The organism is Streptomyces sp. NPDC058457, assembly GCF_042720695.1.
In the GTDB taxonomy this organism is placed as follows: Bacteria; Actinomycetota; Actinomycetes; order Streptomycetales; family Streptomycetaceae; genus Streptomyces.
In genome coordinates this window covers 121,422-147,324 of the sequence record NZ_JBHXLU010000004.1, presented here as the reverse complement: position 1 = coordinate 147,324, position 25,903 = coordinate 121,422, and the positions used below count along the sequence as shown (strand labels likewise).

The following is a 25,903-nucleotide window of genomic DNA, read 5'->3' as shown; positions in this document are numbered from 1 at the left end:
CCGCCCAATGGGTGGCGAAGGCCTTGCTTTCGCCTCTTTTCCGCCCGGAAGTGGGCCTTGGTCAGGTATAGGCCCCTCGGGAATCTCACTCGAAAGAGTGGCGGGGCGATGGCTGCGTCGACCACGTAGGCTCATGCACAACAGAGAGAATCCGGACCCGACCCAGGAGCTGATCGTGATCCCCGGTGGTGGCCAGCCCAACATGCAGCAGCTGCTCCAGCAGGCTCAGAAGATGCAGCAGGACCTGGCACGGGCCCAGGAGGAACTGGCGAACACGGAGGTCGACGGACAGGCCGGCGGCGGCCTGGTGAAGGCCACCGTGACCGGCTCCGGCGAGCTGCGCGCGCTGAAGATCGACCCGAAGGCGGTGGACCCGGACGACACCGAGACCCTCGCCGACCTGATCATCGCGGCGGTGCAGGCGGCCAACGAGAACGCCCAGGCGCTCCAGCAGCAGAAGCTGGGCCCGCTGGCCCAGGGCCTGGGCGGCGGCAGCGGCATCCCGGGCCTGCCGTTCTGATGTTCGTCGCCCGCACGACACCCGTACCGCCTTCCTAGGACAGGCGGCAGCCAACTACGGTACGTACCGAAAGACTCCAGGAAGGGCAGTCCGTTGTACGAAGGCGTGGTCCAGGACCTCATCGACGAGCTGGGGCGGCTTCCCGGCGTCGGTCCCAAGAGCGCGCAGCGGATCGCCTTCCACATCCTGCAGGCGGAGCCGACGGACGTACGGCGTCTGGCGCAGGCTCTCCTGGAGGTGAAGGCGAAGGTCCGCTTCTGCGCGACCTGCGGCAACGTGGCACAGGAGGAACTGTGCAACATCTGCCGTGACGCCCGCCGCGACCCGACGGTGATCTGCGTCGTGGAGGAGCCGAAGGACGTCGTCGCGGTCGAGCGCACGCGGGAGTTCCGCGGCCGTTACCACGTGCTCGGCGGCGCGATCAGCCCGATCGAGGGCGTCGGCCCCGACGACCTGCGGATAAGAGAACTCCTCGCGCGTCTGGCCGACGGCACGGTCACCGAGCTGATCCTGGCCACGGACCCGAACCTGGAGGGCGAGGCGACGGCCACCTACCTCGCCCGCATGATCAAACCCATGGGCCTGAAGGTCACCCGCCTGGCCAGCGGCCTCCCGGTGGGTGGCGACCTGGAATACGCGGACGAGGTCACGCTCGGCCGCGCCTTCGAGGGGAGACGACTCCTAGATGTCTGACGCCACGCTGCACGCGACTGCGCAGGATCCTGACGACTTCGCGGTCCAGATCGCCGACCAGGTGGAGAGTTTCCTGGTGGCCGTGACGGAGGTGTCGAAGGGCGACGAGCCGGACTCGGCGGTCCCCTTCCTCCTCCTGGAGGTCTCCCAGCTCCTGCTGGCCGGCGGCCGCCTCGGCGCGCACGAGGACATGGTCCCCGACGAGCGCTACGAGCCGGACCTGGGCCCGGAGCCGGACGTCGACCAGCTCCGCGAGAACTTCGCGCGCCTGCTCGACCCCATCGACGTCTACTCCGAGGTCTTCGACCCCTACGCGCCCCGCAAGGCGCCCGTCCCGGCCCGTATCTCGGACGACCTGGCCGACATCATCACCGACCTCCGCCACGGCATGGCCCACTACCGTTCGGGCCGCATCACGGAGGCCCTGTGGTGGTGGCAGTTCTCCTACTTCTCCAACTGGGGCCCCACGGCCTCCGCGGTCCTCCGAGCCCTCCAGTCCGTCCTCATCCACGTCCGCCTGAACCAGCCCCTGGAGGAACTGGACGGCCTGGACACCGACCAGGACACGATGGGCGACGAGACCCTGGAGTTCGAGGCGGGCCAGGTCATGGAGCAGGAGATCGGCGGGGCACTGGGGGCACGCTCCTCCTCCAAGTAGGACAGCCTCCGTCCCAAGCGGTCCCTACGGTCACCGGTGACATTCCGACACCGGCGAGAGGATCGCGATGCCCGAGCAGCCCGGAAACGCCGCACCGGACGGGTACACCACAGTCGCGCCCTGGGTCGTCACCGACGACACCGGGGCGTTCCTGGACTTCGTCACCCAGGCGTTCGGGGGTACGGAGCTGGGGCGGGTGCCGACCGAGGACGGCCTGATCGGACACGCCGAGATCCGGATCGGCGACACCGTCGTCCTGGCCTTCGACCGGCACCCGGACTGGCCCGGCCTGCCGAGTCTGCTGCGCGTGTTCGTCGCCGACGCGGACGACACGTTCGACCGGGCCGTCGCGGCTGGTGCCGAAGTCGTCACGTCTCCGGCGGACGACGCCTTCGGGCAGCGCGGCGGGCGCGTCAAGGACCCCTTCGGCAACATCTGGTGGGTGGTCGCCCACGTCGAGGACGTGTCCGAGGAGGAAATGTGGCGTCGGCTGCGCGAGCCGGTGTACGCCGAGGCCATGCGGGTCGCCCAGGAGACCCTCGACGCCGAACTCGGCGGCCGTGGGCAGGGCCGCAGCAGCGCTCCCGTGCAGGTCGATTGAGCCGCTCACGATCACAAGAAGGTGATGCACCATCACATTCGGTAGTGGAGATGGGTCCCGTGTTTCCGCAGTTCGGCCCGGGGCTTGAGCCTCGGGTTTCGAGCTCTTCCCTGGGGTTTTGGGCCGGCATGAACCGACCCAACCAGCCATGTCTATAGGTGAGTTGAAGCCGCCTACCTCGAAAGAGTGACGTTCCGTGATCGGCTTGCGCCGGAACGTAATGTCGCTCTAGGTTCGCGGCAAATAGATCGGCCCCGGTCGGTGCTGGAACACCGGCCCCGGGGCCTGGACCTACGTATCGAGGGACCTCGATACCTACGCGAACGAGGAGCCTCGACAGTGGCTTACGCCCACCCTAGCTCCGCCCTGCCGTCCCCGTCGCACCCCGTGGCCAAATCGGGTTACGGCAAGCGCTCCACGGGTGACGAAGACCCGCACGCCGACCCGGACTTCGCACACCTGAGTCCCCGCGACCGCGACCTCGCCGTGTTCATCGACCATCTCCACGACGGTCACGCGATGGGCTACAAGGCGATCGCAGCCGAGCATCCCCGCTATGGCCAGCAGGTCGGCCGAGTGGTGGGCGGAGTTCGCGCGGAAGCTGAACCGCAAGGACGTCACCGAGGACTACCTGCCGGGGCTGGCCCGCGTCGAGGAAGTTCAGCCGGCCGAGGACATCGATGTCGCGGACGTCGAGCCGGAAGACGGCACTGCTCTTCAGGTCCTCGGTGAAGTGCGCGCCTCCGACTCCCGTATGGCCCTGTCCGACGCCGACTGCCGTTCCCTCGCGTCCCTGGCCGAGGAGTGGCTGTCCCGTGGCGCGACCCCGAACGACATCACCAGGGCCCTGACGGACGGGCTTCCCTCCGCCGTCGCCAACCCGGGCGGACTCGCCCGCAACCGATTGGAGAGCAGGATGCCCCCGAAGAAGTCCAAGGCGAAGGTCCGGCAGAAGGCCGCCCGCCGGGCTCACGTCACCCGCGTGATCATGGCCTGTGGTCTGTGCGACGCGGACGAGCGGACCGAGCGCGTCGAGGCCCTGCGGTGCGCGGCGGGGCTGCGGTGAGCGTGCAGGAGGTGCCGGTCGGGGCAGTATGGAGTCGAGGAGGCGACGCCATGACCCCCGGGACCGAGTACCAGCCACAGATGTCAGTAGAGGAGTTCGAGGAACTCGAACGCCATGCCCCGGAGACCGTGCGGCTGGAGTTCATCAACGGAAGGGTCCAGACGAAGGCCGTGACGGATGGCAACCACGACCAGATCATTGCTTGGTTGCAGCGGTTGTGCATGCAGCACCGTCCCGAGCTCTGGCTCTACGGTGACCGTGGGATGAAGGTCGAGCGCTATCGCAAGGGTAGGGCCCGGCCGGACGGGGTACTCGCGCCCTTCGGGTTCCCGGTCGGTCATGGGGACTGGTCCGAAGCGACGGGCGTGCTCATGGCAGTGGAAGTCACGTCCCACGACTCCGACACCCACCAGCGCGATCGCGTCGAGAAGCCCGACGGCTACGCGGCAGCAGGCATCCCCGTCTACCTCCTCATCGACCGTGACGACTGCTCGGTCGTCGTCTTCAACCAGCCGGAGGACGGTCGCTACCGGCACGAGGAGAAGCTGCCAATCGGAGCGTCGGTCAGGCTACCGGACCCCGTGAACATCACCCTCGACACCGAGCCTCTGAAGGAGTTCGCGGACTGAGTCGCCGCACGACGACGGTCACAGCGTCCATATCCCCTTCGCCACCGCCGTCACCCCGCCCGTCAGGGCGAGGAGGAGGACCAGGCGGCGGGCGTGGTGTTCGGGCATGCGGTCGCCCACCGCTCTGCCGAGCAGCCCGCCCGTGAGCATGGCGCAGCCCACCGCCGCCCACTCCGCGCCGCTCAGCCCCGGCACCCCGTTCGCCGTCACCGAGAAGGCGTTCACGACCACGCCGTAGAACTGGGCGTTCGGGACGAACTCGCGTACCGTCCAGCCCGCGTTGAGGGCGTAGAGGGAGACCGGGGGGCCGCCCACGCCCGCCGCCGAGTTCATGAAGCCGCCGACCGCGCCGGCCGTCAACGCGCCCGCCCGGCCGCGGAGTACGGGGACCCGGGCGCCCCGCATGACCAGGAGCACCGCCGCCGTCACCAGGGCGCCCATGGTCAGGAGGAGGAACGGCGGCGGGAGCCGGTGGGTCAGCCAGGTGCCCGCGGGCACGGTGCAGGCCGCCGCCGCGCACAGCGGGACCATGGCCGCCGGACGGACCCGGCGCCAGCCGCCCGCCAGGCCCACCACACTGATCGCGCCCGCCGCGCAGTTGGCGAGCGCGACGCCCTCGGCGGGGCCGAGAAGAAGGATCAGGGCCGGTACGGCGACCAGCGCGAAGCCCATGCCGGTCAGCCACTGCACACTCGCGCCCAGCAGCACGATGCCCGAGAGAAGGATCAACGCCGTCGTCATGGTGTACCTGCCTACACCAACGGTTCGGGAGCGCACTCCCTCGTTGCGGTCCCCGGGAGACGGAATCGTTGATCTCGCCAGGTCAACTGCTCCCGGACAAGGACATCTCCCATGAAGTCGCTGCTCGCCTCCCGGCCCGTCCTGTGGTTCCTCTTCCTCTTCAACCTCGTCGTCGCCGCCGTCGCGCCCTTCGTCGTCGACGGCGCGCAGGGCGTGCTGACCGCCGTCGGGATGGGGGTGGTGTCGCTCGGTGCCGGCGTCAGTCTCCTGCGCAGCTGAGGGAATTGGCTCAGCCCTGCACCTGCGCTGTACGTCGGCTGCACGGGCGTTAACCAGCGGAAAGCGAGTCTTGGGCCATGACCCGAAAGACACGTATACGCGCCGCCGCCGTCACCTTCACCGCCCTTGTCACCGCCGCCACGGTGAGCGCCGGGGTGAGCCAGGCCGGTGGCTCCAAGCCGCCGCACGAGCCGAGCAAGAAGCAGATCGCGGCCCTCTTCGACCGGTGGAACGCCGCCCTGCGGACCGGTGACCCGGAGCAGGTGGCCGACCTGTACGCCAAGGACGCGGTGCTCCTCCCGACCGTCAGCAACAAGATCCGCACCAACCACGCCGAGATCGTCGACTACTTCGAGCACTTCCTGCAGAACAAGCCGGTGGGCGAGAAGAAGCGGACCATCGTGAACGTCCTCGACCCGAACTCCGCCATCGACACGGGCGTCTACGAGTTCACCCTCACCGACCCCAAGACCGGTGCCCAGCGGGTCGTCGAGGCCCGCTACACCTACGAGTACGAGAAGCGCGGCGGCAAGTGGCTCATCGTCAACCACCACTCCTCGGCGATGCCCGAAGGGTGATCCGCACCCACAGCCCGCCGCCCGGCGCGTCCCGCAGGGTCACCGTGCCGCCGTCGTCCGTCAGCAGCTGGCGTACGACGGACAGCCCGAGGCCCGAGCCCGAGCGGCCGGTCAGGCCCTGGCCGCGCCAGAAGCGGTCGAAGGCGCGGGACTTCTCCGCGTCCGTCATACCGGGGCCCTCGTCCAGGACGGAGAGCGTCACCTCGTCGGCGTCGGTCTCGATCCGCACGGTGATGGTGGCGCCGTCCGGGGACACCTCCAGGGCGTTGGAGAGCACGTTGTCCAGCACCTGGTCCAGGTGACCGGGACCGGCCAGCACGGACGGCCGGCCGTCGGCGGTTCCCCTGAGCGCGATGTCGACTCCGCGCTCGTCGGCGGCCGGTCTCCAGACGGAGAGGCGCTCGTTCACGATGTCCAGCAGCTGCAACGGCTCGGGCGCCGTCACCTTCGCCTCCGCGCGCGCCAGCACCAGCAGGCCGTTCACCAGGCGGCTCATCCGGACCACCTCCGCCGTCGCCTGTTCCACGTCCTCGCGGACGAACTCGTCGTCGACCCCGTCCGCGATGTTGTCCAGGGACAGGCGCAACGCCGTCAGCGGGGTGCGCAGTTGGTGGGAGGCGTCGGCGACGAAGATGCGCTGCGAGGCGACCAGCGTGTCCAGGCGTTCCGCGCCCTGGTTCAGGGTGCGGGCCAGGGTCTGGGTCTCGGCCGGGCCGGTCACGGGGGAGCGGGCGGTGAGGTCGCCGTCGCCGAACCTGCTGGCCATGGAGTTGAGTTCGCGCAGGGGGCGGGTGATCCGGCGGGCGGCGACCGCCCCGATCGCGGCGGCCGCCGCCAGCACGAGCACGGCCAGGCCGGCCCGGAAGCCCCAGATCTGCCAGAGCCGGGTGGTCATGTCCGACGTCGAGTAGACGATCCGGACGGCCGCGTCCCCCTCGGCGGGGACGGTGACCGTCAGGTGGCTGCCCCAGATGAGGTCGGAACCCCAGTCGGTGGTCGGGGTGTTGTCCGTCACGGCGCGGGTCAGCGCCCGGTCGGCGGTGGGCCTCGGCAGGTCCGGGGCGCAGCTGCTGCCGGGGGCCGCCTGGACCGTGCCGGGGGTCTCACGGTCGTACGCCTTGGCCACCTCGGTCAGGGCCTCGCAGGAGACGCCGTCGGCGCCGCCCAGCAGCAGCGCCATCGTCTTCGCCTCGCGCAGGACGGAGAGTTCCGTGTCGTCGCGGAGCTGCTTGGTGAGGGTGAAGGCGACCGGGACGGTGAACAGGAGGATGGCGACCGCCACGAGCAGGATGTAGCTGCGGATGAGCTGGCGGTTCATGAGGTGTCCGCGCCGTGGGTGTCGCCGTGGGTGTCGCCGTGGGTGTCGCCGTGGGTGTCGCCGTGAGTGTGCCCGGCTATCTCCAGGCGGAAGCCGACGCCCCGGACGGCCTCGATGGTGATCGCGCCGGCGAGCTTGCGGCGCAGGGCCGCCACATGCACGTCCAGGGTCTTGGTCGGGCCGAACCAGTTCGCGTCCCAGACGGCCTCCATGATCTGCTCGCGCGACATCAACGCGCCCGGCTCCTCGGTGAGGAAGGCCAGCAGGTCGTACTCCTTGGGGGCCAGCACCACTTCCGCGCCGTCCAGGCGGACGCGCGCGGCCTTGCGGTCCACGGTCAGACGTGGTCCGTAGCGGTCGGGTCCACTGCCCGCCTGGGCAGGCGGCCGGGTGCGGCGCAGCACCGCCCTTATCCGGGCGATCACCTCACGGACCCCGAACGGCTTGGAGACGTAGTCGTCGGCGCCCAGCTCCAAGCCGACCACCCGGTCCGTCTCGTCGCTGCGCGCGCTGATCACGATGATCGGCAGGTCGCCGCGGAGCCGGAGCGCCCTGCAGACGTCCAGGCCGTCGGTGTCGGGCAGGCCGAGGTCGAGGAGTACGACGTCACAGGGACCGGTGTGGGCGAGCGCGGCGGCGCCCGTGGTGACCCACTCGACCTCGAAGCCGTACCGCTTCAGGCCGCGTCGGAGGGACTCCGCGACCGGCTCGTCGTCTTCCACCAGGAGTACGCGCACGCCCCGTACCTTAAATCTTGAAACTTCATTCATGGAGTTCGCTGTGAGGCAGGGCACTTTCCGCGTGGTGTGCCGTTCGCTGGGCAGGTTCCGGTGGCGAGTGCCGCCGTCTCACCATGCGGGAGCGCGCTGGTGGAATTCGGACGCTCGTTAAACTGAGCCGACACAAACAGACCGAGCGAGGAGCGCACGTGGGCCTTGTCGTGCAGAAGTACGGAGGCTCCTCCGTTGCCGATGCCGAGGGCATCAAGCGCGTCGCCAAGCGAATCGTGGAAGCGAAGAAGAACGGCAACCAGGTGGTTGTCGTCGTTTCCGCGATGGGCGACACGACGGACGAGCTGATCGATCTCGCCGAGCAGGTATCCCCGATGCCTGCCGGGCGTGAGTTCGACATGCTGCTGACCGCCGGAGAGCGTATCTCCATGGCACTGCTGGCCATGGCGATCAAAAACCTGGGCCACGAGGCCCAGTCGTTCACCGGCAGCCAGGCAGGCGTCATCACCGACTCGGTCCACAACAAAGCCCGGATCATCGACGTCACGCCGGGGCGGATCAGGACGGCGCTCGACGAGGGCAACATCGCGATCGTCGCCGGGTTCCAGGGCGTCAGCGCGGACAAGAAGGACATCACCACGCTGGGGCGCGGCGGGTCCGACACGACGGCCGTGGCGCTGGCCGCCGCGCTGGACGCCGAGGTCTGCGAGATCTACACCGACGTCGACGGTGTGTTCACCGCCGACCCGCGCGTGGTGAAGAAGGCGCAGAAGATCGACTGGATCTCCTTCGAGGACATGCTGGAGCTCGCCGCCTCCGGTTCCAAGGTGCTGCTCCACCGCTGTGTGGAGTACGCGCGCCGCTACAACATCCCGATCCACGTCCGGTCCAGCTTCAGCGGACTGCAGGGCACGTGGGTCAGCAGTCAGCCGATTGGGGACCAGAAGGTGGAGCAGGCCATCATCTCCGGTGTCGCGCACGACACCTCCGAGGCCAAGATCACGGTCGTCGGTGTGCCGGACAAGCCCGGCGAGGCCGCCGCCATCTTCCGGACCATCGCCGATGCCGCCATCAACATCGACATGGTCGTGCAGAACGTGTCCGCCGCCGCCACCGGCCTGACGGACATCTCCTTCACGCTCCCGAAGACCGAGGGCCGCAAGGCCATCGACGCGCTGGAGCGCAACCGGTCGGGCATCGGCTTCGACTCGCTGCGCTACGACGACCAGATCGGCAAGATCTCGCTGGTCGGCGCGGGCATGAAGACCAACCCTGGCGTCACCGCCTCCTTCTTCGAGGCCCTGTCCGACGCCGGTGTGAACATCGAGCTGATCTCGACCTCCGAGATCCGCATCTCGGTCGTCACCCGCGCCGACGACGTGCCGGAGGCCGTGCGCGCCGTGCACACCGCCTTCGGTCTCGACTCCGACACCGATGAGGCCGTGGTCTACGGAGGCACCGGCCGATGACCGCCAAGCCGGCGCTCGCGGTCGTGGGGGCGACCGGGGCCGTCGGTACGGTCATGCTCCAGATCCTGTCCCAGCGGGCGGACGTCTGGGGCGAGATCCGCCTGATCGCCACCCCGCGCTCGGCCGGCCGCAAGCTGACCGTGCGCGGGGCCGAGGTCGAGGTCGTCGCGCTGTCGGAGGAGGCCTTCGACGGGATCGACGTCGCGATGTTCGACGTGCCCGACGAGGTGTCCGCACGCTGGGCGCCGGTCGCCGCGGCCAGGGGCGTGGTCGTCGTGGACAACTCCGGGGCCTTCCGGATGGACCCCGAGGTGCCGCTCGTCGTCCCCGAGGTCAATCCGCACTGCGCCCGCAACCGGCCGCGCGGGATCATCGCCAACCCCAACTGCACCACCCTGTCGATGATCGTCGCCCTGGGCGCGCTGCACGCCGAGTTCGGGCTGCGCGAGCTGGTGGTGTCGTCGTACCAGGCGGTGAGCGGGGCCGGGCGGGCCGGCGTGGAGACGCTGCGGGCCCAGCTGTCGCTGGTCGCCGGTACGGAGCTGGGCACCAAGCCCGGTGACGTGCGGCGGGCGGTCGGGGAGCACACCGGGCCCTTCCCGGAGCCGGTGGCGCTCAACGTCGTCCCGTGGGCCGGGTCGCTGCGGGAGGACGGCTGGTCGTCGGAGGAGATGAAGGTACGGGACGAGTCCCGCAAGATCCTCGGCCTGCCGAAGCTGCCGGTCGCGGTGACCTGCGTACGGGTCCCGGTGGTCACCACCCACTCCCTGACGGTGCACGCCAGGTTCCAGGGCCCGGTCACGGTCGACGGGGCCCGGGAGATCCTGGACACGGCCCCGGGCGTCGTCCTCTTCGACAACCCGGCCGCCGGCGAGTTCCCGACACCCGCCGACGTGGTGGGCACGGATCCGACATGGGTCGGACGGGTTCGGCGGGCGCTCGACGACCCGACCGCGCTGGAACTCTTCGTGTGCGGGGACAATCTTCGCAAAGGGGCCGCTCTGAACACCGCTCAGATCGCCGAGTTGGTGGCGGCGGAACTGACTGGCCGTTCAGGTATGGCGGATGTTGTGTGAACAGCCGGTGACCATGGCAAACGCCCTGTAGGCGCGCTGGGTGGGAGCGGGCCCATGGGTAGGATCCGCGTAAGAAATGTGTCCCGGAGCATGGTCCAAACCTCTTGAACCCGAACCCCTCCGCGTTCGAAGATTTTCCTCCCCGTCCTCCGCAACCATGCGGGCGGCGGGGAGCGTCTTTGCGGTCGCCTGCTTACCAGGCACTTACGCAAACCGGGCCTTCGGGCCGCGGGGACGCATGATCCTGGCGTGGGGACGCCGTGATCGGGGCGTGGGGACGCCCGTTCATAATGGGACATAAGGGAAGAGCGGGTCGCATGACGGCAATTGAGGCACCGTCGGGTGTGCTGCCGGACGCGCGCGGAGCGGTGCCGACCGTACCGGCCGGCCCACCCGGCCCACCCGGCGGATCCGGCATGCGTGTTACCGGCGGGCCCGGCGTGTGCCCGTCCGACGGGCTCGGTGTGCGCTCGTCCGACATGCCCGACGTAAAAGTGATGCCCGGCACGTACAACCCCGGCGGGGGTAGGCGTGTCCAACTGGCGTGGCAGAGGTTCTCGAACTCAGTGCGCCCCGCGGCGCGACGGCACTACGGCCGCCCCGCGCCGGCCTGCGCCCCCGCATGCCCGGTGCGCCCGGCGGCATGCCGGTGATCGCGCCCATGCCCGCAGCGCGGCCCACCCGCATACCCAGCCAGCGCGACGGCGCCGACGAGACGCCGGCCGCGGCCGGTACCACCGTCGACCACCTCACCGAGACCTACCGGGCGCACTACCGCTCGCTTCTCGGCCTCGCCGCGCTCCTCCTCGACGACACCGCCTCCTGCGAGGACGTCGTCCAGGAGGCGTTCATCCGCGTCCACTCCGCCCGCAAACGCGTCCGGGACCCGGAGAAGACCCTGGCCTACCTGCGCCAGACGGTCGTCAACCTGTCCCGCTCCGCGCTGCGCCGCCGCATCCTCGGCCTCAAGCTCCTCTCGAAGCCGATGCCGGACGCGGCCAGCGCCGAGGAAGGCGCCTACGACCAGCTGGAGCGGCGCGACCTGATCAAGGCGATGAAGGGCCTCCAGCGCCGCCAGCGCGAGGTCCTCGTACTGCGCTACTTCGCCGACATGACCGAGGCCCAGGTCGCCGAGACGCTCGGCATCTCGCTGGGCTCGGTGAAGGCGTACGGTTCGCGCGGTATCGCGGCCCTGCGGGTGGCGATGGAGTCGACGGTATGACGGACAGCCCCGAGGGAGGCGACTCACATGATCGCCACGAGCCCTACGCCTGGCACGAGCCGACGCATGATCATGAGCCCGGTTCGGGGCCCGGTTCGAGGCACGGTTCGGGGGAGCCGGCGCCACGACAGCACGACGAGCAAGAGCACACGCAATCGCACGCTGGGAACGGAACTGTGAACCACGGCCCCGACGAAAAGGGCCCCGAGGGCCTGGGACCGGGCCCTGAAGGGCTCCGGAGCGGGCTCGGCCCCGGCGTCAGGGCCGGTGCCGACGGCCCCGACGCCCTGGACGGGTTCGACGCCGACGAGCTGGCCCTGCGCCGGCTGCTGCACTCCGCGGTCGACGACCTCGCGCCGCGCGACGGCTCCCTCGACCACCTGCGCCGCGCGGTGCCCGCCCGCCGGGCCCGCAAGCGCCAGGCCGTCGTCGGCATGGCGGCCGCGGCCCTGTTCATCGGCACCGCGGTCCCCGCCCTCATACACGTATCCAACTCCGGTGGCACCGACCCCAACACCTCCATGGCCGGCCAGGCCTCCCAGGCACAGGGCGGCTCCACCGGAGGCAAGAACCCGGACGGCGGCGCCAGCACCGCGGGCGGCAACAGCGGCCAGACCACCGGCGAGCGCCCCGGCGGCGCCAAGGACGGCGGCAAGAGCGAGAACACCGGCGCCGGCGACGGCACCAAGGTCGTCCCCACCGCCAGCGCCGCCAGCAGCGCCCCGGTCTGCACCTCCGCGCAGCTCGGCACCCCGACGTCCACCGTCGACGCCGCCGACTCGACGGGCGTCGTCTACGGCACCTTCCACATCCTCAACGTCTCGACGACGAGCTGCACCGTCGGCGGCCCCGGCAGCGTGGCCTTCCTCGCGCAGGGCGCGGCCGACGCCACCAAGATCCAGGTGGTGCGGCACACCTCCGGCGACGCGGCGGCCGGACTGCCCGACCCGACCACCGAGCTCACCGGCCTGATCCTGGCGCCCGGCGCGGCCTACGACGAGAGGTTCGGCTTCGTCCCCTCGGAGACCTGCCCGACCACCGGCACCAGCACCGGCGGCTCCACCGACACCGGCGGCACCGACGGCGGCACGGCCTCCCCGAGCCCCTCCGAGGGCGCCAGCAGCAGCGCAGGTACGACCACGTCCGGGTCGGACGGCACCACCACCCAGCTGCTCACCGAGGACGGCACGGCCGACGGGAGCATCGCGGTCTCGTACACCCCGCAGGCCGGATCTCCGACCGGCTCGGCGACGGTGACGAACGCGTGCGCCGGGACGGTCTACTGGACCGGGGTCCTGTCGGCGGTGTGACGGGCGGCCGGGGGTCGCGCCCGGACCTGGGTCAGACGGTGGCGGTCGGCTGCCGGGCTTCCTCGTCCGGGTCCGGGACCAGGCCGAGCTCCGCGTCCCGGGCGAACTCCACCTCGCGGCGAAGCAACCGGAACCACATGAACACCACGAACCCCGCGAACACGAACCACTCACCGGTGTAGCCGAGGTTCTGGAACGCCTTCAGGTCGAGCCCCGAGTTGTCCGGCGCGGTCGCCGGTACGGCCGTCATCCCCGGGTCGGCCTTGTCCAGGGTGATCCACGCGTCGTACACGGGGTACGACACCAGGTTCACGAGTGAGGCCGCGCTGATCGCCGCCGTCTGCCCCGACGGCAGCCCGCCCTGGTTGCTGACGCCGTTGTCCCCCGGCGTCTCGGAGGCCTGCAGCGCGCCGGTCACGGTGACCTCGCCGGTGGGCGGGGCGGGTGCCTTGGCGGCGTCGGCCTTGCCGGGCAGCCAGCCGCGTACGACGGGCAGGGCCTTGCCGGAGTCGGTGCGCAGCAGGGCCAGGACGTAGAAGCCGTTCTTCCCGTCGACCTGACGGTCGGGCACGAGCAGCTGCTTGGCGTACCGGCCGGTGACGGTGGCCCGCTGACCGGAGGTCGACTGGTCGACGGGCAGCAGCTCGGCGAGCGGCCGGGCCGCCTCCGTCTTCGCCGTCTCGACCTGCTTGTCGGCGCTGCGATGCGCCTCGACCCGCGCCTCGAAGCGGCTCAGCTGCCACGACCCCATGAAGATGCAGAACGGGATGGCGAGCAGCACGAAGACGTTGATGCCCCACCAGCGGGGTGTCAGCAGGAAGCGGTACACGCCGTCCACGGTACGGGGCGGTTCATGGCGGTTTACGGGCGGGGTGGGCGCGCGTCGGGGCCACCGCCGACCTTGGGGTTCGCAAAGTTATCCACAGGCTGCGGATGCTCCTCGACGCATTGTGGGCGGGGACGGGCACTATGGGGCCATGACTGCGGCCATGAGTGAGAGCGACATGCCGGACTGGGAGAAGCGCTTCCGCGCCCCTCGGGTCTCCCTGCCGGACTGGGCGGAGGACGCCCCCGACCGTTCCCTGTTCGTGTCGAACGCGACGGGGACGTACGAGCTGTACGCCTGGGACCGCGCGAGCGGGGAGCAGCGCCAGGCGACGAACCGGCCGAACGGCACGACGGACGGGCTGCTCTCCCCGGACGGCGCGTGGATCTGGTGGTTCGACGACAAGGACGGCGACGAGTTCGGCGTCTGGCGCCGCCAGCCCTTCGGCGGCGGCGCCGACGAGGAGGCGACGCCGGGCCTGGACCCGTCGTACCCCTCGGGCCTGGCGCTGGGCCGGGACGGCCGTACGGCGGTCGTGGGCCGCTCGACGGACGACGAAGGTACGACGATCTTCCTGGCCAGAACGGGCGAGGAGCCGCTGGAGATCTACCGGCACGCCGAGTCGGCGGGGGTCGGCGACCTCTCCCACGACGGCTCGCTGATCGCGATCGAGCACACCGAGCACGGTGACGCCATGCACTCGGCGCTGCGCGTGGTCCGTCCGGACGGTACGACGGTCGCCGAGCTCGACGACACCGCCGGCGGCACGGAGGAGCTGGGCCTGGAGGTGCTGGGCTTCGCCCCGGTCGACGGCGACCCGCGCCTGCTCATCGGCCACCAGCGGCGCGGCCGTTGGGAGCCCCTGGTCTGGGACGTCGTCTCCGGCGAGCAGACGGACCTGACCCTCGACCTGCCGGGCGACGTGAGCGCGGAGTGGTACCCGGACGGTGGCGCGCTGCTCGTCGTGCACAGCCACAAGGCCCGCAGCGACCTGTTCCGCTACGACCTGGCCACGGGCGCGCTGGAGCGCATCCCGACCCCGGCGGGCTCCGTCTCCGGGGCCACGGCCCGCCCCGACCGCACCGTCGAGTACCTCTGGTCGTCGGCCGCCGAGCCGCCGGTGGTCCGCTCGACGACCGGCGAGGTGGTCCTGGACCCGCCCGGGATGAAGTGCCCGCCGTCGGTCCCGGTCTCGGACGCGTGGGTGGAGGGCCCCGGCGGCCCCGTCCACGCCCTGATCCAGAAGCCGGCCGGAGCCGTCGGCCCCCTGCCCACCGTCTTCGACCTGCACGGCGGCCCGACCTGGCACGACAGTGACAGCTTCGCGGCGGGCCCGGCGGCCTGGGTGGACCACGGGTACGCGGTGGTCCGCATCAACTACCGCGGCTCCACGGGTTACGGCCGGGCCTGGACGGACGCGCTGAAGCACCGGGTGGGCCTGATCGAGCTGGAGGACGTGGCGGCGGTCCGGGACTGGGCGGTGGAGTCCGGCCTCGCCGACCCCGACCGTCTCGTCCTGACGGGCGGCTCCTGGGGCGGCTACCTCACGCTCCTGGGCCTGGGCACCCAGCCCGCCTCCTGGGCGGTGGGCATCGCGGTCGTCCCGGTCGCCGACTACGTCACGGCGTACCACGACGAGATGGAGTCACTGAAGGCGATGGACCGCACGCTGCTGGGCGGCACCCCGGAGGAGGTCCCCGACCGCTTCGCCGCCTCCTCCCCCCTCACCTACGTGGACGACGTCAAGGCCCCCGTCTACATCTCGGCCGGCCTCAACGACCCCCGCTGCCCGATCCGCCAGATCGACAACTACGTCAACCGCCTGGCAGCCCGCTCGGCCCTGCACGAGGTCTACCGCTACGACGCGGGCCACGGTTCCCTGGTGGTGGACGAACGCATCAAGCAACTCCGCCTGGAAATGGAGTTCGCCGAACGCCACCTCACGCCTACGGCGGCGGCGCCGACAGACTGACCCCGCTTTCCCACCCACCCACCCGACTCGGTCCATGAAGAAGCGAGGCCCTCACCCCCGCTGGGGCACGCCAGGGGGCGCGGGGTACTGCCGAGCAGGCAGCGCTCAGGCGCCCCGTCGGGGGCGCGGGGCTCTATCCGATATACGGCTCCGCCGCGTGGGCGCGAGCGACCACGACGGCGCGGCACCGAACCACGGTGCGGCACCGAACCACGGCGCGGATTCCCGAAAGGGGTGCAGGGCGCTGCTGAGCGCGCGGCCCTGAAGCGCCCCGTCAGGGGCGCGAGGAACTGCGCGACCAGCCACGACGTACCCGCAGGGACTCACGCCACCGCAACCCACCCACCCCCACCCCTCAACTGGGCGAGTCGGGTGGGTGGGTGGGCAGAACCCGGCGTCCGGACAGCTCGGCCAGCCCCCTCCGGGTCGCGACCACCACCACCCGATCCCCACCCCGCAGCACATACTCCCCCGCCGCAACCCCCGGCCGCCCCTCAAGCGCCAGCACCCGCCAGGCCCCCGCCCGAAACGCCCCCTCCACGGTCCGCCCCTCCAAGTGCGGATGCCCGCCCACCTCCACCACCGCCACCAGCAACACCTTCCGCTCCACCGGAATCGCCCCGAGGATCTGCCGCCCCAGCATCGCCCCCGCGAAGGACGGCGCCGCCAGATAGGACACGCTCCGGCTCCGGGTGACGGCTTGCGGATGCGCCGCCCGCAGCGTCCGGTACACGGCGGTCGCGAAGTCGTCGTCGTACAGCCGCAGCACGGCCGTCAGATCGGGCCGCACGGACCGCGCGTACAGCACGGCCTCCAGATTCGTCGTGTCGGCGCTGGTCACCGCGAGCAGCGCCTGCGCCCGATGGATCTTGGCGGCCTCCAGGACCCCTTCCTGGGTCACGTCCCCGAACACCACCGGCACCCGCAGCCGCCGCGCCACCGCCAGCCCGCGCGCCTCGGGATCCGACTCGACGCACACCACGGGAACGTGCAGCTCCCGCAACCGCGTCAGCACGCGGGTACCGATCTTCCCCAGCCCGAGGAGCACCACATGCCCACTCAGCCCCCGAGGCGGCTTGCGCAGCGCGGAAGCCGTCCGGAAGGTCCCGAGCGCCTCCAGGACCGCCGCCAGCAGCACCGGCAGCAGCAGCAACCCGACCAGCCCCGACAGCAACTGCAGGATCTGCCGGCCGAGCGACGCCCCGATCGCGGGATTGTCGATGGCGAACAGGTCGAGGAGCGTGTAGTAGAAGGCCCGCACCGGATGCATGTGCGTCACCACCGACAACGCGACCGCGAGCGCGACCACGCACGCCACGCTCCCGGCCAGCGACCACCTGAGCCGCCGCGAGAAGAGCGAGGCGAGCGGCGGTACGACCCCGACCCCGCGCCCGGCCGGCTCCGCCGCCCCCGCGGACGACGACACGTGCTCCAGCACCATCACGCCACGCTCACCGACGTCCGCAGCCGCCCGTACCTGCTCCCCGTCCGGCAGCATCAGCGGCCCTCGCGCCCGGCCGCCCTCGGCCGGCTCGGGCCCGGTGCTGTTCGGCGAGAGCAACGCCAGTGGGAACAGCCCCCGTTCGGCGGCGTCCTGTCCCGCGACGGCACCCGGCGGCAGGTCCACCGCCCGCAGCACCAGGCCCTCCGTGTGGATGACCTTGCCGCGCCCGGCGAGGGCGGTGGCGGCGAGCGCGGGTGCGGCGGTGTCGGCGTCGGACAGCACGATCGTGGAGGCGTCCCCCACCGCGCCGCCCCCGGTGCCGTCCGCGTCCCCGATCGCCAGCGCGGCCGCCTGGTCGAGGAGTTCCTCGATGTGCTGCCCCAACCGCCGGTTGTACAGGCGCAGTACGAGCCGCAGCCGTGGATTCAGCCGGCGGGCGGTGAGGGCGGCCCGGATGTTGGTCTCGTCGTCGTCGTACACGAGCGCGAGCGCGGCGGCCCGTTCCACACCCGCCTCGGCGAGCACCGCCTCACTGGCCTCGACGGCCTCCAGCACCCGTTCTCCGCGCGGCCCTTCAGTGGCACCGGCGACCGGAGCGGCACCGCCGGCACTGCTCCCGTTCCCGCCGCCGTTGCCGCCGTTGCCGCCCGTCCGTCCCACGGTCGCGCTGACCACCCGGTCGAACAGCGCGGCCGAGGCTGCCCGGGCGCGTCCGACGACCGGCGGCCGCGCGATGCGCACGTTCGGCGGTACGACAAGGGTGACCTGTTCGCCGTAGACCGTGCGCAACTCGGCGGCCAGCCGGTGCGCGAGTCCGTCGTCCCCGCACACCACCATCTGGGCCGGACCGCCACCACCTTGATAAGGAACGCTCGCCACAAGGGAAAAGACTGCCTCAACGGGACGCATGGTTCCAGCAACGAGGTGAACAGCCGCCCCTGACCGCCCGTAGGGAAGGTGAGGGAGCATAATCCCTGATCTGACCGAAGTGCCGGAGGTATCCGACCCGTGGCCATCACCGAGAAAGCCGCCCCGCCCGGGGTTGCGCCCGAGGACGGGACCCCCGGCGCCGACGGCCCCCGCACCCCGCCCGACCAGGAGGGCTGGCACCTCAACTCCCCGCTGGCCCTGACCCTGCTCCTCCTCGTGGTCGTGGTGTTCCAGGGGCCGGTGCGCGGCGCGCTGTCGAAGCCGGTGATGCAGAGCTGGATGACGGTGTTCGTGGCGGTGGTCGTCCAGGCGCTCCCGTTCCTCGTCCTCGGTGTGCTCCTCTCCGCCGCTATCGCGGTCTTCGTCCCGCCCTCCTTCTTCGCCCGCGCCCTGCCCGGCCACCCCGCCCTGGCGGTGCCGGTCGCGGGCCTGGCCGGGGTGATCCTCCCGGGCTGCGAGTGCGCGTCGGTCCCGGTGGCCGGCGCCCTGGTCCGCCGGGGCGTCACTCCCGCCGCGGCCATCGCCTTCCTCCTCTCCGCCCCCGCGATCAACCCGATCGTGCTGACCGCGACGGCGGTGGCGTTCCCGCGCAACCCCGAGATGGTCGTGGGCCGCTTCGCCGGCAGCCTGCTGGTGGCCTGCGCGATGGGCTGGCTGTGGCAGCGGCTCGGCCGTACCGACTGGCTACGGCTGCCGGCGCACGCGCACCACGAGGGCGAGACCAAGGGGGAGGCGTTCTGGTCCTCGGTCCGGCACGACACCATGCAGGCGGGCGGCTTCCTGGTGCTCGGCGCGATGGCGGCGGCGACGCTGAAGGCGGTGGCCCCGGCGGAGTGGCTGCGTACGGCGGCCGCCAACCCGGTGGTCGCGATCCTCGCCCTGTCGATCCTGGCCGTACTCCTGTCCATCTGCTCGGAGGCGGACGCGTTCGTGGCGGCTTCCCTGACCCAGTTCTCGCTCACCGCGAAGCTGGCGTTCCTGATCGTGGGCCCGATGATCGACCTCAAGCTCTTCGCGATGCAGGCGGGCACCTTCGGCCGCGGCTTCGCCCTGCGCTTCGCCCCGGCCACCTTCGTGGCGGCGATCGCGGGCGCGGTCCTGACCGGGGCGGTGCTGCTGTGAACCGGCAGGCACAGGCGGCCGTGATGTTCCTGGTCGGCGCGGCCCTGCTGCACGCGGGCGGGACCAACCTCTACCTGCGCTACGTCAAGGCGGGCCTGCAGCCGCTGGTGCTGGCCGCGGGCGCCGTCCTGATCGTCTCGGCGCTGGCGACGGCGTGGTACGAGTGGAAGCGCGCCCGCGCCCGGAAGGAGGCCACGTCCGAGGCACAGTCCCAGGCCCAGCACGAGGCACAGTCCCAGGCCCAGCACGAGACGCAGCCCGAGGCGCAACACGAAGCACATGCGCACCCGGAACCCCGGATCTCCTGGCTGCTGGTCCTCCCCCTCCTCGCCCTGATCCTCGTCGCCCCGCCCGCGCTCGGCTCCTACAGCGCGCTGCGCACCGGCACGGCCCTGCAACAGCCGTACGGCTACCTGAAGTTGCCCAAGTCCGACCCGATACCGCTCAACCTGGTCGACTACGCGGGCCGCGCGGCCTACGACCACGGCCGTTCGCTGGCCGGCCGCCAGGTCCGGATCGCCGGTTTCGTGGCCGTCGACTCGGCCGGCACCCCGTATCTCGTCCGCATGGCCCTCAACTGCTGCGCGGCGGACGCCCAGCCCGTGAAGGTGGGCCTGACCGGCAAGATCCCCCCGGTCCTGCAGCCGGACGCCTGGCTCCAGGTGACGGGCACCTACACCACCAAGCAGACCCGCGACCCGGTGAACAACGGCCCGATCCCGTTCCTCCAGGTCACCGACGCCAAGCCGATCCCGACACCGGCCGACCCGTACGACGAGACCTGGAACAACTGACGAGCCTGTCACGGCCTGTGGTCGCGTCCGTCCCGTGGGGCGAAGGCCGCGAGGGCGTCGGCGTCGGTCGCGCGTGCGTGCAGGAAGTAGTCGGCCCATTCGGTGATATCGGGGTAGGACGAGTCCTGGCTGAGTCGGGTGACTGCGCTCTGGATATCGAAGTTCGTGGTGCGAAGTTCGACTCCCGGGCCCAGGAGGGCCCAGTGTGCTCCGGTTCGTCCGTAGGGCATTCCGATGCTGCCTGGGTTGATCACAAGTCTGCCGTGGGCGAGACGGACGAACGGCATGTGGGTATGGCCGCAGACCACGGTGCGGATGTCGGTGTCGAGCCCGTCGAAGACTTCCCTCCAGCGGTCGAGGCGGGAGTCGACAAGGACGACCTCTTCGTCGTCGCGAGGGGTGGCATGGCAGAACAGCACCATTCCCAAGCCGTTCACGGGCAGAGAGAGTGATCGTGGCAACGAGCCGAGAAGGTCGAGATGGTCCTCACGGAGCTGCGAGGCTGCCCAGGGGGCAATGGGATCGGGGATGGTGTCGCGTTGCCCCCGTCGGAATTCGAGGAGTTCGCGGTCGGCGTTGCCGCTGATCCAGATGACGCGGTCGCCGAGGCTGGTCAACAGGTCGAGAACCTGGGTCGGTTGCGGGCCGGCGGTGATGTCGCCGGTGAGCACGATGTGATCGGCGGTGCTGACGTCCGGTTCGGCGAGTACGGCCTCCAAGGCCGGCAGTACGCCGTGAATGTCGGACAGGACGGCTACTCGGTTCAGCATGGTCACCACCGTGGGGTGAAGGCAGCCGCGCGGTGTGGTCTTTCGCCCGGCGCGTAGCTCGGCCTGATCAGTGGGTCGAGGCCCTCACGGCCAGGTGCGCTCGATACGGTCGTGGCGCACGGCGTACGCCGCCGGACCGCCCTTCTCAAGGGCCCGATGGATCGCATCGACGCGTGCGACGAGCCGTTCGACCATCTCGCTGCTGCGAAGCTGCTGGTTGTCGAGGTAGAACAGCACTGCTTCACGCTCCAGGACAGGCTGGATCTCCAGGTCCCGGGCCTTGATCCGTCCGTCCTTCGAGAGCGGGACCCAGGATCGGTCGAGACCGTAGGTGATCCACTTCTCGTCGGGAACGTCCTGCCCGTCGTCAGGGAAGACGTCTCCGATCCGGTGAACCGTCCACCCGCAGGTCCTCAGCCCCTCGGCGACACGACGACCGGGATTCCGGTCGAGGAAGAACTCAGGCGGCAAGGTGCACCACTGCCTGGCAGAGGGCATCCACCTGCTCAGGCGTCATGTCGTAGTCGTAAGCGATGTCTTCGACCGTTTCCCCGGCCTCCCAGAGGTCGGTGATCGCCTTCACCGTGACTCGGTTGGCGGCCACCACAGGAAGACCGTGGCCGAACCGCGGATCGATCACGACGGGGACGGACTCCGGATACTGTCGCAGTCGCAGGCTGGAGGGGAAGTCCTCGCCGGGCTCCCAGGTGAGGTAACGGAGGTAGTCGGAGACCACCTCCTTGATGGGAACTTGGCCGTCCCGGGCTCTTCGGAGATCCCCCCACCCGTGCTCGACGAAGATGTCCACACCGTCCGTGGCGATCCGCTTGGACACAAGACCGTACGGGGTGTCGAAGGCGTCCCGTACCGTGGCGGCCGCCTCCCTGATCTCGCTCATGCGGAGACCCAGCGAACGCAGAGAACGAAGGACGTGTGCCTCGGCCACTGCGATGAACGGAACGGAAGGCTGCCCCCTCCGCACCGGCTCCACCTGGTGGACCAGCGGCGCTCCGGCGGCCTGACCCTTCAGCCACGTGGCGAGAGTCGACTGCGGAATCTCAAGGTAGGAGGTCGTTTCCCTGGGTGTCAGAAGTCCGTCCGTGAATCTGTCGACCATGCCCCACCTCCTCCTGATGCCGGGTTTCGCATCGTTGCGCATCAAGCCGCCCACCTGCGGGTGGACCGCACACCCGGCCACCAGCTCAACCGGCCGCACGGAGATCGTTCCCGGCCCGGCAGTCCCGGCAACGTCCGCGTTCCGGCGCGCGGAACGCCCGGTCGCAGCCGTCGCAGGTCTGGAAGGGCGGGACGGTCGGGCGGTCCGCGAGACGCTTCGACGGGAGTGGGGGCGGGGCGGGAAGGGGCGTCTCGCGCAGGCGGAAGGCGAGGATGCCTGCCGGGCGGGCTCGGAAACGGTCGGGCAGCCTTGCGGTGAGGAACTCGGTGAGCCGGGGCGCGTCGACGCCGGCCGCGAGCCATTCGGAGACCGCCGGTGCGAGTCGTGCGGCCTCCTGCCCGGAAAGGATCAGTCGCGGATCGACGCGGCGCAGTGCCGTGAGTACGGCGATGGCCCGCGGGTCGGCATCGGCGAGCGAAGCCGACGTCTCCGTCTCCGGCCCCGCCTCGGACGGTTGGGGTGTGTGCGCCGCTGGTTGCGCGGTTACCGGGCCGCTCGCGGGCGTTGTCCTACGGGGGCGGGGCGGCTTCGGCGGCTCGGGAGGCTCCGGGGCGGGGGAGCCGCCGGGGACGTCGTAGAAGTACGTCCGGGTACGGATCTGCCCGGAGGGCAGGCGCTCGCGGCGGCGCTCCAGGTACCCGGCCTCTTCCAATTCCCTGAGCGCTCGCGAGATGAGGATCTCGCCCTCGTCGAAGTGCTCGCACAGGGCGGTGATGCTCACGGCGGTGCCGTCGGGCAGGGAGAGGATGTACGTCGCCACTCCGACCGTGACCGCGCTCCCGCGCCGTTGAGCGAGGGCGTTGGAGATCACGGTGAAGTCGGCCGTGAGGCGGGTGCGGACGTGGATCACGCCGGAGGTCGGTGCTCCGGCGTCGGCGCGCAGGCGCGCGTTAGACTGCGGCTCAGCCATCGGGAAGTTCTGCTCTTCCTGATCGGTCAGGCCCTCGTTCGGGACGGCAATCCCGGCCGGGGGCCGTATCTGCTTGCGGTTGTCGCGGTGAACGTAACCGCCCGTATCCCGCCCCTGCAAGCCGGTCACTCGGACGGGTGACGCGGGCTTCGGCGCGCGGGAGGGTGGGCGGGCGGGCAGTTCTTTCCCCCGGTTCTCTGGGGAGGTCAGCGGCCCGCCGGATCCTCGCGATCCAGGATCCGGCGGACCGGGAAGGCGGGCCGTGACCGGCACCCGGCAGGCTCAGACGCGGTGGCGCCGGCCCGCCTTCAACTCGCCTATGAACAGGGCCCAGGAGCGGGCCTCGAAGGTCAGGGACGGACCGGCCGGGACCTTGCTGTCACGGACGGGGACGGCGCCGGGGAACCCGTCGGCCACCTCCACGCAGTCGCCCCCCTCCTGATTGCTGTAGCTGCTCCTGCGCCAGGCGGCGCCGTTCGGATCGGGACGGGACCTTCGCTCCACGGTGGTTGTCCTCCCTCACGGATCGGATCATGTCGACTCCGCGGTCGGTCTGGTCCGTGTCGAGGTCGCGGACGCCGACTCCGTGCGGAGGCCGCCTGCCGCTGCGCCCTCGTGCGTTCCTGACGGGGAGTCGGGGCGCGGCCTGCTCCTGGTGGACGTCCTGGCCCTGCGGTGGGGGTGCACGCCGCGTCACCCCGTGGGCAAGACGGTGTGGGCGGAGGTGCTCATCGCCTCGCCGTGACCGGGGTTGCCGCTGAGCCCGGTCACGTCCGGCCCACCGCGTCCTGGCCGGGCACCGTGGTCTCCGGGACCGGGGCGTCGGTCGGCAGGGGCTCCGCTGTCGGGGACCGGCCGGTGAGGCGGCGGGCCAGGGGTTCGGTGTAGCGGGCGGTGAGGGGGCCCACGATGACGAGGATGAGGACGTAGGCCGTGGCCAGGGGGCCCAGGGAGGGTTCGATGCCGGCGGTGACGGCGAGGCCCGCGATGACGATGGAGAACTCGCCGCGGGCGACCAGCGTGCCGCCGGCCCGCCAGCGGCCCTTGGCCGGGATCCCGGCGCGTTTCGCGGCCCAGTAACCGGTGGCGATCTTCGTCAGCGTGGTGACGGTCGCCAGGGCGAGCGCGGGCAGCAGCACCGGCGGGATGCTCGACGGGTCGGTGTGCAGGCCGAAGAAGACGAAGAAGACCGCGGCGAACAGGTCACGGAGGGGCGCCAGGAGGTGGTGGGCGCCCTCCGCCACCTCGCCGGAGAGCGCTATGCCGACGAGGAACGCGCCCACCGCGGCGGAGACTTGGAGTTTCTGTGCGATGCCCGCGACCAGCAGGGTCAGGCCCAGGACCACCAGGAGCAGCTTCTCCGAGTCGTCGCTGGAGACGAACCGCGAGATGTGCCTGCCGTAGCGGACGGCGATCAGCAGGACCAGCCCCGCGACCCCGAGGGCGACCGCCAGCGTGAGGCTGCCCGCCGCGAGACCGACGCCGGCCAGCAGCGCGGTGATGATCGGCAGGTAGACGGCCATGGAGAGGTCCTCCAGGACCAGGATGCTCAGTATCACCGGGGTCTCCCGGTTGCCGAGCCGCCCCAGGTCGCCGAGGACCTTGGCTATGACTCCGGAGGAGGAGATCCAGGTGACGCCGGCCAGCACCACGGCCGCCACCGGGCCCCAGCCCAGCAGCAGGGCCATCGCGGCACCGGGCAGCGCGTTCAGCGCGGCGTCGACCAGGCCCGCCGGGTACTGCGTCCTGAGGTTGGAGACGAGATCGCTGGCCGTGTACTCCAGGCCGAGCATGAGGAGAAGGAGTACTACGCCTATCTCGGCGCCGATCGCGACGAACTCCTCGCTGGTGCCGAGCGGGTAGAGCCCGCCCTCGCCGAAGGCGAGCCCGGCCAGCAGGTAGAGGGGGATGGGCGAGAAGCGGAGGCGTCCGGCGAGCCGGCCGAGCAGGCCGAGACCGAGGATGATCGCACCGAACTCGATCAGGAACACGGAGGAGTCGTGCACGCGGACTCACTCCCGCCCGAGTATCGCGGCGGCCGCGTCGACGCCCTCACGGGTGCCGATCACGATGAGCGTGTCCCCGCCGGCGAGCCGGAAGCCGGGGGTGGGGGAGGGGACCGCCTCTGCGCGGCGCAGCACGGCGACGATGGAGACGCCGGTGTCGGTCCGCATCCGGGTCTCGGCAAGGAGCCGGCCGTTCCAGTACGAGGTGGCGGAGAGTTCGATCCGCTCGGCCACCAGCCCCAGGTCGGTGGTGGACAGCAGGTTCGGGCTGTGGTGCATCGGCATCAGCGCGTCGATGAGGGCCGCCGTCTCGCCCGAGGACAGCCGCAGCGACAGGGCGCAGGCGTCGGGGTCGTCCCGGTGGTAGGCGCTCAGAGTCCGTGAACCGTCCCGGTGCGCGACCACGGACACCTTGTCCTGCTCCCGCGTGGTGAGGTCGTAACGAACCCCGATTCCCGGCAACGGCGTCCTGCTCAGGCGTGGAGCCCCCAAGGCTGTCTCCCCTGTCTCGTCGTCTCGCCCCGCTGGTTCTTTGCACTTTCTTTAACAACACCCTAACGGGGAAGGCGGGAGACACGGGCCGGGGGCGGTTCAGGACGGGGATCAGGACGGAGATCAGCGTGGGTATCAGCGTGGGGATCAGGACGGGTAGGGGACGTAGCAGTCCAGGGCCGGGTGGTACAGCACGTGCCAGGTGCGGCCCTCGACGACTCCGCTGGCCGGCAGGCCGTGGCAGGTCTGGATCCACTCGATCTTCTGCTGCATGACCGTGCCGTAGAACCCGTCGGGGGCGACTTTGGGCGGCTGCCCGCCCCACGCGTTGCTGAGGCACTGCGCCTGTCTGACCGCCGCTCCGGTGGCGCCGTACGTCAGCGTCGGCCGGTAGCCCGATGCCACGTAGGAACAGCTCTGGCCGGGGGCGGCCGAGGCGGTGTGGGGCGCCGCAGGGCCCAGGGCGACGGCCGCGCCCAGTACCGCGGCCGAGGTGAGCAGTCGGTTTCGTCTCATGCCCGCTCCTTCGGGGGGCGACTCGACTTCTGCCCATGGTCGCGCGGGAGCGG

The 25,903-nt window shown here is 70.9% G+C and carries 28 protein-coding genes and 1 pseudogene; 16 read left to right on the top strand and 13 right to left on the bottom strand.

The genetic code is table 11. The annotated features are described in order from the left end of the window. Window positions 1–175 precede the first annotated feature (175 nt). The 6 genes from ACFWPS_RS05575 to ACFWPS_RS05550 all read left to right on the top strand — a co-directional run bounded on the left by ACFWPS_RS05575 (window position 176) and on the right by ACFWPS_RS05550 (window position 4,167). Window positions 176–520 carry a YbaB/EbfC family nucleoid-associated protein gene (locus ACFWPS_RS05575; protein ID WP_383701495.1) on the top strand — a complete coding sequence of 115 codons (345 nt, stop codon included), beginning with the start codon at window positions 176–178 and terminating at the stop codon, window positions 518–520. 93 nt (window positions 521–613) lie between these two features. Continuing rightward, window positions 614–1,213 (top strand): recombination mediator RecR, encoded by a 600-nt coding sequence (gene recR / locus ACFWPS_RS05570; protein WP_359206251.1) that lies wholly within the window; start codon window positions 614–616, stop codon window positions 1,211–1,213. Continuing rightward, entirely contained in the window at window positions 1,206–1,871 is a 666-nt protein-coding gene (locus ACFWPS_RS05565) for a DUF5063 domain-containing protein (RefSeq protein WP_383701270.1), read from the top strand. The genes recR and ACFWPS_RS05565 overlap by 8 nt, the downstream gene beginning before the upstream one ends. A 67-nt stretch (window positions 1,872–1,938) precedes the next feature. Beyond that, the gene (locus ACFWPS_RS05560; protein WP_383701267.1) at window positions 1,939–2,472 is read left to right on the top strand and encodes a VOC family protein; all 534 of its coding nucleotides are present in this window, start codon (window positions 1,939–1,941) and stop codon (window positions 2,470–2,472) included. Window positions 2,473–3,028: 556 nt separating this feature from the next. Next, entirely contained in the window at window positions 3,029–3,538 is a 510-nt protein-coding gene (locus tag ACFWPS_RS05555; RefSeq protein ID WP_383701264.1) for a hypothetical protein, read from the top strand. A 50-nt stretch (window positions 3,539–3,588) separates the two neighbouring features. After that, on the top strand, window positions 3,589–4,167 hold the full coding sequence (locus ACFWPS_RS05550) for a Uma2 family endonuclease (RefSeq protein ID WP_383701261.1): 579 nt from the start codon (window positions 3,589–3,591) through the stop codon (window positions 4,165–4,167). A gap of 18 nt (window positions 4,168–4,185) precedes the next feature. Here the strand turns inward: ACFWPS_RS05550 and ACFWPS_RS05545 are convergent, their stop codons facing one another. Next, the gene (locus tag ACFWPS_RS05545) at window positions 4,186–4,908 is read right to left on the bottom strand and encodes a sulfite exporter TauE/SafE family protein (RefSeq protein ID WP_383701258.1); all 723 of its coding nucleotides are present in this window, start codon (window positions 4,906–4,908) and stop codon (window positions 4,186–4,188) included. Window positions 4,909–5,019: 111 nt separating this feature from the next. On the opposite strand from ACFWPS_RS05545, the gene ACFWPS_RS05540 reads away from it, so the two are divergent. Continuing rightward, entirely contained in the window at window positions 5,020–5,187 is a 168-nt protein-coding gene (locus tag ACFWPS_RS05540) for a hypothetical protein (RefSeq protein WP_383701255.1), read from the top strand. 77 nt (window positions 5,188–5,264) lie between these two features. After that, window positions 5,265–5,765: an SgcJ/EcaC family oxidoreductase gene (locus ACFWPS_RS05535; protein ID WP_383701252.1), complete on the top strand. Its 501-nt coding sequence runs from the start codon at window positions 5,265–5,267 to the stop codon at window positions 5,763–5,765. On the opposite strand, the gene ACFWPS_RS05530 is transcribed toward ACFWPS_RS05535, so the two are convergent. Further along, window positions 5,731–7,083 (bottom strand): sensor histidine kinase, encoded by a 1,353-nt coding sequence (locus ACFWPS_RS05530; protein WP_383701249.1) that lies wholly within the window; start codon window positions 7,081–7,083, stop codon window positions 5,731–5,733. The two genes, ACFWPS_RS05535 and ACFWPS_RS05530, sit on opposite strands and share 35 nt — an antisense overlap. Further along, window positions 7,080–7,820, bottom strand: coding sequence for a response regulator transcription factor (locus ACFWPS_RS05525; RefSeq protein WP_383701246.1), 741 nt, complete (start codon window positions 7,818–7,820; stop codon window positions 7,080–7,082). Before ACFWPS_RS05525 ends, ACFWPS_RS05530 begins: the two co-directional genes overlap by 4 nt. Before the next feature lie 191 nt (window positions 7,821–8,011). Between ACFWPS_RS05525 and ACFWPS_RS05520 the strand changes: the two genes are divergently transcribed. From ACFWPS_RS05520 to ACFWPS_RS05505, 4 genes are all read left to right on the top strand, one after another. Continuing rightward, the gene (locus tag ACFWPS_RS05520) at window positions 8,012–9,283 is read left to right on the top strand and encodes an aspartate kinase (protein WP_383701241.1); all 1,272 of its coding nucleotides are present in this window, start codon (window positions 8,012–8,014) and stop codon (window positions 9,281–9,283) included. Then, window positions 9,280–10,359, top strand: a complete 1,080-nt coding sequence (locus ACFWPS_RS05515; RefSeq protein WP_383701238.1) for an aspartate-semialdehyde dehydrogenase — start codon at window positions 9,280–9,282, stop codon at window positions 10,357–10,359. The genes ACFWPS_RS05520 and ACFWPS_RS05515 overlap by 4 nt, the downstream gene beginning before the upstream one ends. A gap of 544 nt (window positions 10,360–10,903) precedes the next feature. Further along, complete coding sequence (locus ACFWPS_RS05510; protein ID WP_217552258.1) at window positions 10,904–11,581, top strand: SigE family RNA polymerase sigma factor; 678 nt, start codon at window positions 10,904–10,906, stop codon at window positions 11,579–11,581. Between the two features lie 176 nt (window positions 11,582–11,757). Beyond that, entirely contained in the window at window positions 11,758–12,891 is a 1,134-nt protein-coding gene (locus ACFWPS_RS05505; protein ID WP_383701235.1) for a hypothetical protein, read from the top strand. A 31-nt stretch (window positions 12,892–12,922) separates the two neighbouring features. On the opposite strand, the gene ACFWPS_RS05500 is transcribed toward ACFWPS_RS05505, so the two are convergent. Next, the gene (locus ACFWPS_RS05500) at window positions 12,923–13,720 is read right to left on the bottom strand and encodes an SURF1 family protein (protein WP_383701232.1); all 798 of its coding nucleotides are present in this window, start codon (window positions 13,718–13,720) and stop codon (window positions 12,923–12,925) included. A 148-nt stretch (window positions 13,721–13,868) separates the two neighbouring features. Between ACFWPS_RS05500 and ACFWPS_RS05495 the strand changes: the two genes are divergently transcribed. Continuing rightward, window positions 13,869–15,689: a prolyl oligopeptidase family serine peptidase gene (locus ACFWPS_RS05495; RefSeq protein ID WP_383701229.1), complete on the top strand. Its 1,821-nt coding sequence runs from the start codon at window positions 13,869–13,871 to the stop codon at window positions 15,687–15,689. Between the two features lie 355 nt (window positions 15,690–16,044). Here ACFWPS_RS05495 and ACFWPS_RS05490 read toward each other — a convergent pair whose 3' ends face one another. Further along, window positions 16,045–17,970, bottom strand: a complete 1,926-nt coding sequence (locus ACFWPS_RS05490) for an NAD-binding protein (RefSeq protein WP_383701493.1) — start codon at window positions 17,968–17,970, stop codon at window positions 16,045–16,047. A gap of 171 nt (window positions 17,971–18,141) precedes the next feature. On the opposite strand from ACFWPS_RS05490, the gene ACFWPS_RS05485 reads away from it, so the two are divergent. After that, window positions 18,142–19,185 (top strand): permease, encoded by a 1,044-nt coding sequence (locus ACFWPS_RS05485; protein ID WP_383701227.1) that lies wholly within the window; start codon window positions 18,142–18,144, stop codon window positions 19,183–19,185. Beyond that, on the top strand, window positions 19,182–19,979 hold the full coding sequence (locus tag ACFWPS_RS05480; protein WP_383701225.1) for a TIGR03943 family putative permease subunit: 798 nt from the start codon (window positions 19,182–19,184) through the stop codon (window positions 19,977–19,979). Before ACFWPS_RS05485 ends, ACFWPS_RS05480 begins: the two co-directional genes overlap by 4 nt. An 8-nt stretch (window positions 19,980–19,987) precedes the next feature. Here ACFWPS_RS05480 and ACFWPS_RS05475 read toward each other — a convergent pair whose 3' ends face one another. From ACFWPS_RS05475 to ACFWPS_RS05455, 5 genes are all read right to left on the bottom strand, one after another. Further along, complete coding sequence (locus ACFWPS_RS05475) at window positions 19,988–20,749, bottom strand: metallophosphoesterase family protein (protein ID WP_383701491.1); 762 nt, start codon at window positions 20,747–20,749, stop codon at window positions 19,988–19,990. Window positions 20,750–20,833: 84 nt separating this feature from the next. Continuing rightward, on the bottom strand, window positions 20,834–21,220 hold the full coding sequence (locus ACFWPS_RS05470) for a toxin-antitoxin system, toxin component, PIN family protein (RefSeq protein WP_383701223.1): 387 nt from the start codon (window positions 21,218–21,220) through the stop codon (window positions 20,834–20,836). Beyond that, the gene (locus ACFWPS_RS05465; RefSeq protein ID WP_383701489.1) at window positions 21,210–21,866 is read right to left on the bottom strand and encodes a DUF433 domain-containing protein; all 657 of its coding nucleotides are present in this window, start codon (window positions 21,864–21,866) and stop codon (window positions 21,210–21,212) included. Before ACFWPS_RS05465 ends, ACFWPS_RS05470 begins: the two co-directional genes overlap by 11 nt. 85 nt (window positions 21,867–21,951) lie before the next feature. Then, window positions 21,952–22,836, bottom strand: a complete 885-nt coding sequence (locus ACFWPS_RS05460; RefSeq protein ID WP_383701221.1) for a hypothetical protein — start codon at window positions 22,834–22,836, stop codon at window positions 21,952–21,954. A 282-nt stretch (window positions 22,837–23,118) separates the two neighbouring features. Next, the gene (locus ACFWPS_RS05455; RefSeq protein WP_383701219.1) at window positions 23,119–23,340 is read right to left on the bottom strand and encodes a DUF397 domain-containing protein; all 222 of its coding nucleotides are present in this window, start codon (window positions 23,338–23,340) and stop codon (window positions 23,119–23,121) included. A gap of 31 nt (window positions 23,341–23,371) precedes the next feature. Here ACFWPS_RS05455 and ACFWPS_RS05450 point away from each other — a divergent pair. Next, window positions 23,372–23,581: pseudogene (locus ACFWPS_RS05450) on the top strand (ATP-binding protein); the annotation flags it as partial. A 22-nt stretch (window positions 23,582–23,603) separates the two neighbouring features. Here the strand turns inward: ACFWPS_RS05450 and ACFWPS_RS05445 are convergent. The 3 genes from ACFWPS_RS05445 to ACFWPS_RS05435 form a co-directional block, all read right to left on the bottom strand. Then, complete coding sequence (locus ACFWPS_RS05445) at window positions 23,604–24,842, bottom strand: cation:proton antiporter (RefSeq protein WP_383701217.1); 1,239 nt, start codon at window positions 24,840–24,842, stop codon at window positions 23,604–23,606. Window positions 24,843–24,848: 6 nt separating this feature from the next. Then, a complete protein-coding gene (locus ACFWPS_RS05440) occupies window positions 24,849–25,334 on the bottom strand; it encodes a cation:proton antiporter regulatory subunit (protein ID WP_383701215.1) in 486 nt (161 codons plus the stop codon). Window positions 25,335–25,481: 147 nt separating this feature from the next. Further along, window positions 25,482–25,850 carry a peptidoglycan-binding protein gene (locus ACFWPS_RS05435; protein WP_383701213.1) on the bottom strand — a complete coding sequence of 123 codons (369 nt, stop codon included), beginning with the start codon at window positions 25,848–25,850 and terminating at the stop codon, window positions 25,482–25,484. Window positions 25,851–25,903: the final 53 nt, after the last annotated feature.

Excerpts from the sequence above, each read along its gene's own strand:
- ACFWPS_RS05545 (WP_383701258.1), bottom strand. The coding sequence starts at position 4,908 with ATGACGACGGCGTTGATCCTTCTCTCGGGCATCGTGCTGCTGGGCGCG.
- ACFWPS_RS05535 (WP_383701252.1), top strand. The coding sequence starts at position 5,265 with ATGACCCGAAAGACACGTATACGCGCCGCCGCCGTCACCTTCACCGCC.
- ACFWPS_RS05465 (WP_383701489.1), bottom strand. The coding sequence starts at position 21,866 with ATGGTCGACAGATTCACGGACGGACTTCTGACACCCAGGGAAACGACC.
- ACFWPS_RS05435 (WP_383701213.1), bottom strand. The coding sequence starts at position 25,850 with ATGAGACGAAACCGACTGCTCACCTCGGCCGCGGTACTGGGCGCGGCC.
- ACFWPS_RS05555 (WP_383701264.1), top strand. The coding sequence starts at position 3,029 with ATGGCCAGCAGGTCGGCCGAGTGGTGGGCGGAGTTCGCGCGGAAGCTG.
- ACFWPS_RS05550 (WP_383701261.1), top strand. The coding sequence starts at position 3,589 with ATGACCCCCGGGACCGAGTACCAGCCACAGATGTCAGTAGAGGAGTTC.
- ACFWPS_RS05515 (WP_383701238.1), top strand. The coding sequence starts at position 9,280 with ATGACCGCCAAGCCGGCGCTCGCGGTCGTGGGGGCGACCGGGGCCGTC.
- ACFWPS_RS05565 (WP_383701270.1), top strand. The coding sequence starts at position 1,206 with ATGTCTGACGCCACGCTGCACGCGACTGCGCAGGATCCTGACGACTTC.
- ACFWPS_RS05540 (WP_383701255.1), top strand. The coding sequence starts at position 5,020 with ATGAAGTCGCTGCTCGCCTCCCGGCCCGTCCTGTGGTTCCTCTTCCTC.
- ACFWPS_RS05495 (WP_383701229.1), top strand. The coding sequence starts at position 13,869 with ATGACTGCGGCCATGAGTGAGAGCGACATGCCGGACTGGGAGAAGCGC.
- ACFWPS_RS05560 (WP_383701267.1), top strand. The coding sequence starts at position 1,939 with ATGCCCGAGCAGCCCGGAAACGCCGCACCGGACGGGTACACCACAGTC.
- ACFWPS_RS05475 (WP_383701491.1), bottom strand. The coding sequence starts at position 20,749 with ATGCTGAACCGAGTAGCCGTCCTGTCCGACATTCACGGCGTACTGCCG.
- ACFWPS_RS05530 (WP_383701249.1), bottom strand. The coding sequence starts at position 7,083 with ATGAACCGCCAGCTCATCCGCAGCTACATCCTGCTCGTGGCGGTCGCC.
- ACFWPS_RS05460 (WP_383701221.1), bottom strand. The coding sequence starts at position 22,836 with ATGGCTGAGCCGCAGTCTAACGCGCGCCTGCGCGCCGACGCCGGAGCA.
- ACFWPS_RS05490 (WP_383701493.1), bottom strand. The coding sequence starts at position 17,970 with ATGGTGGTGTGCGGGGACGACGGACTCGCGCACCGGCTGGCCGCCGAG.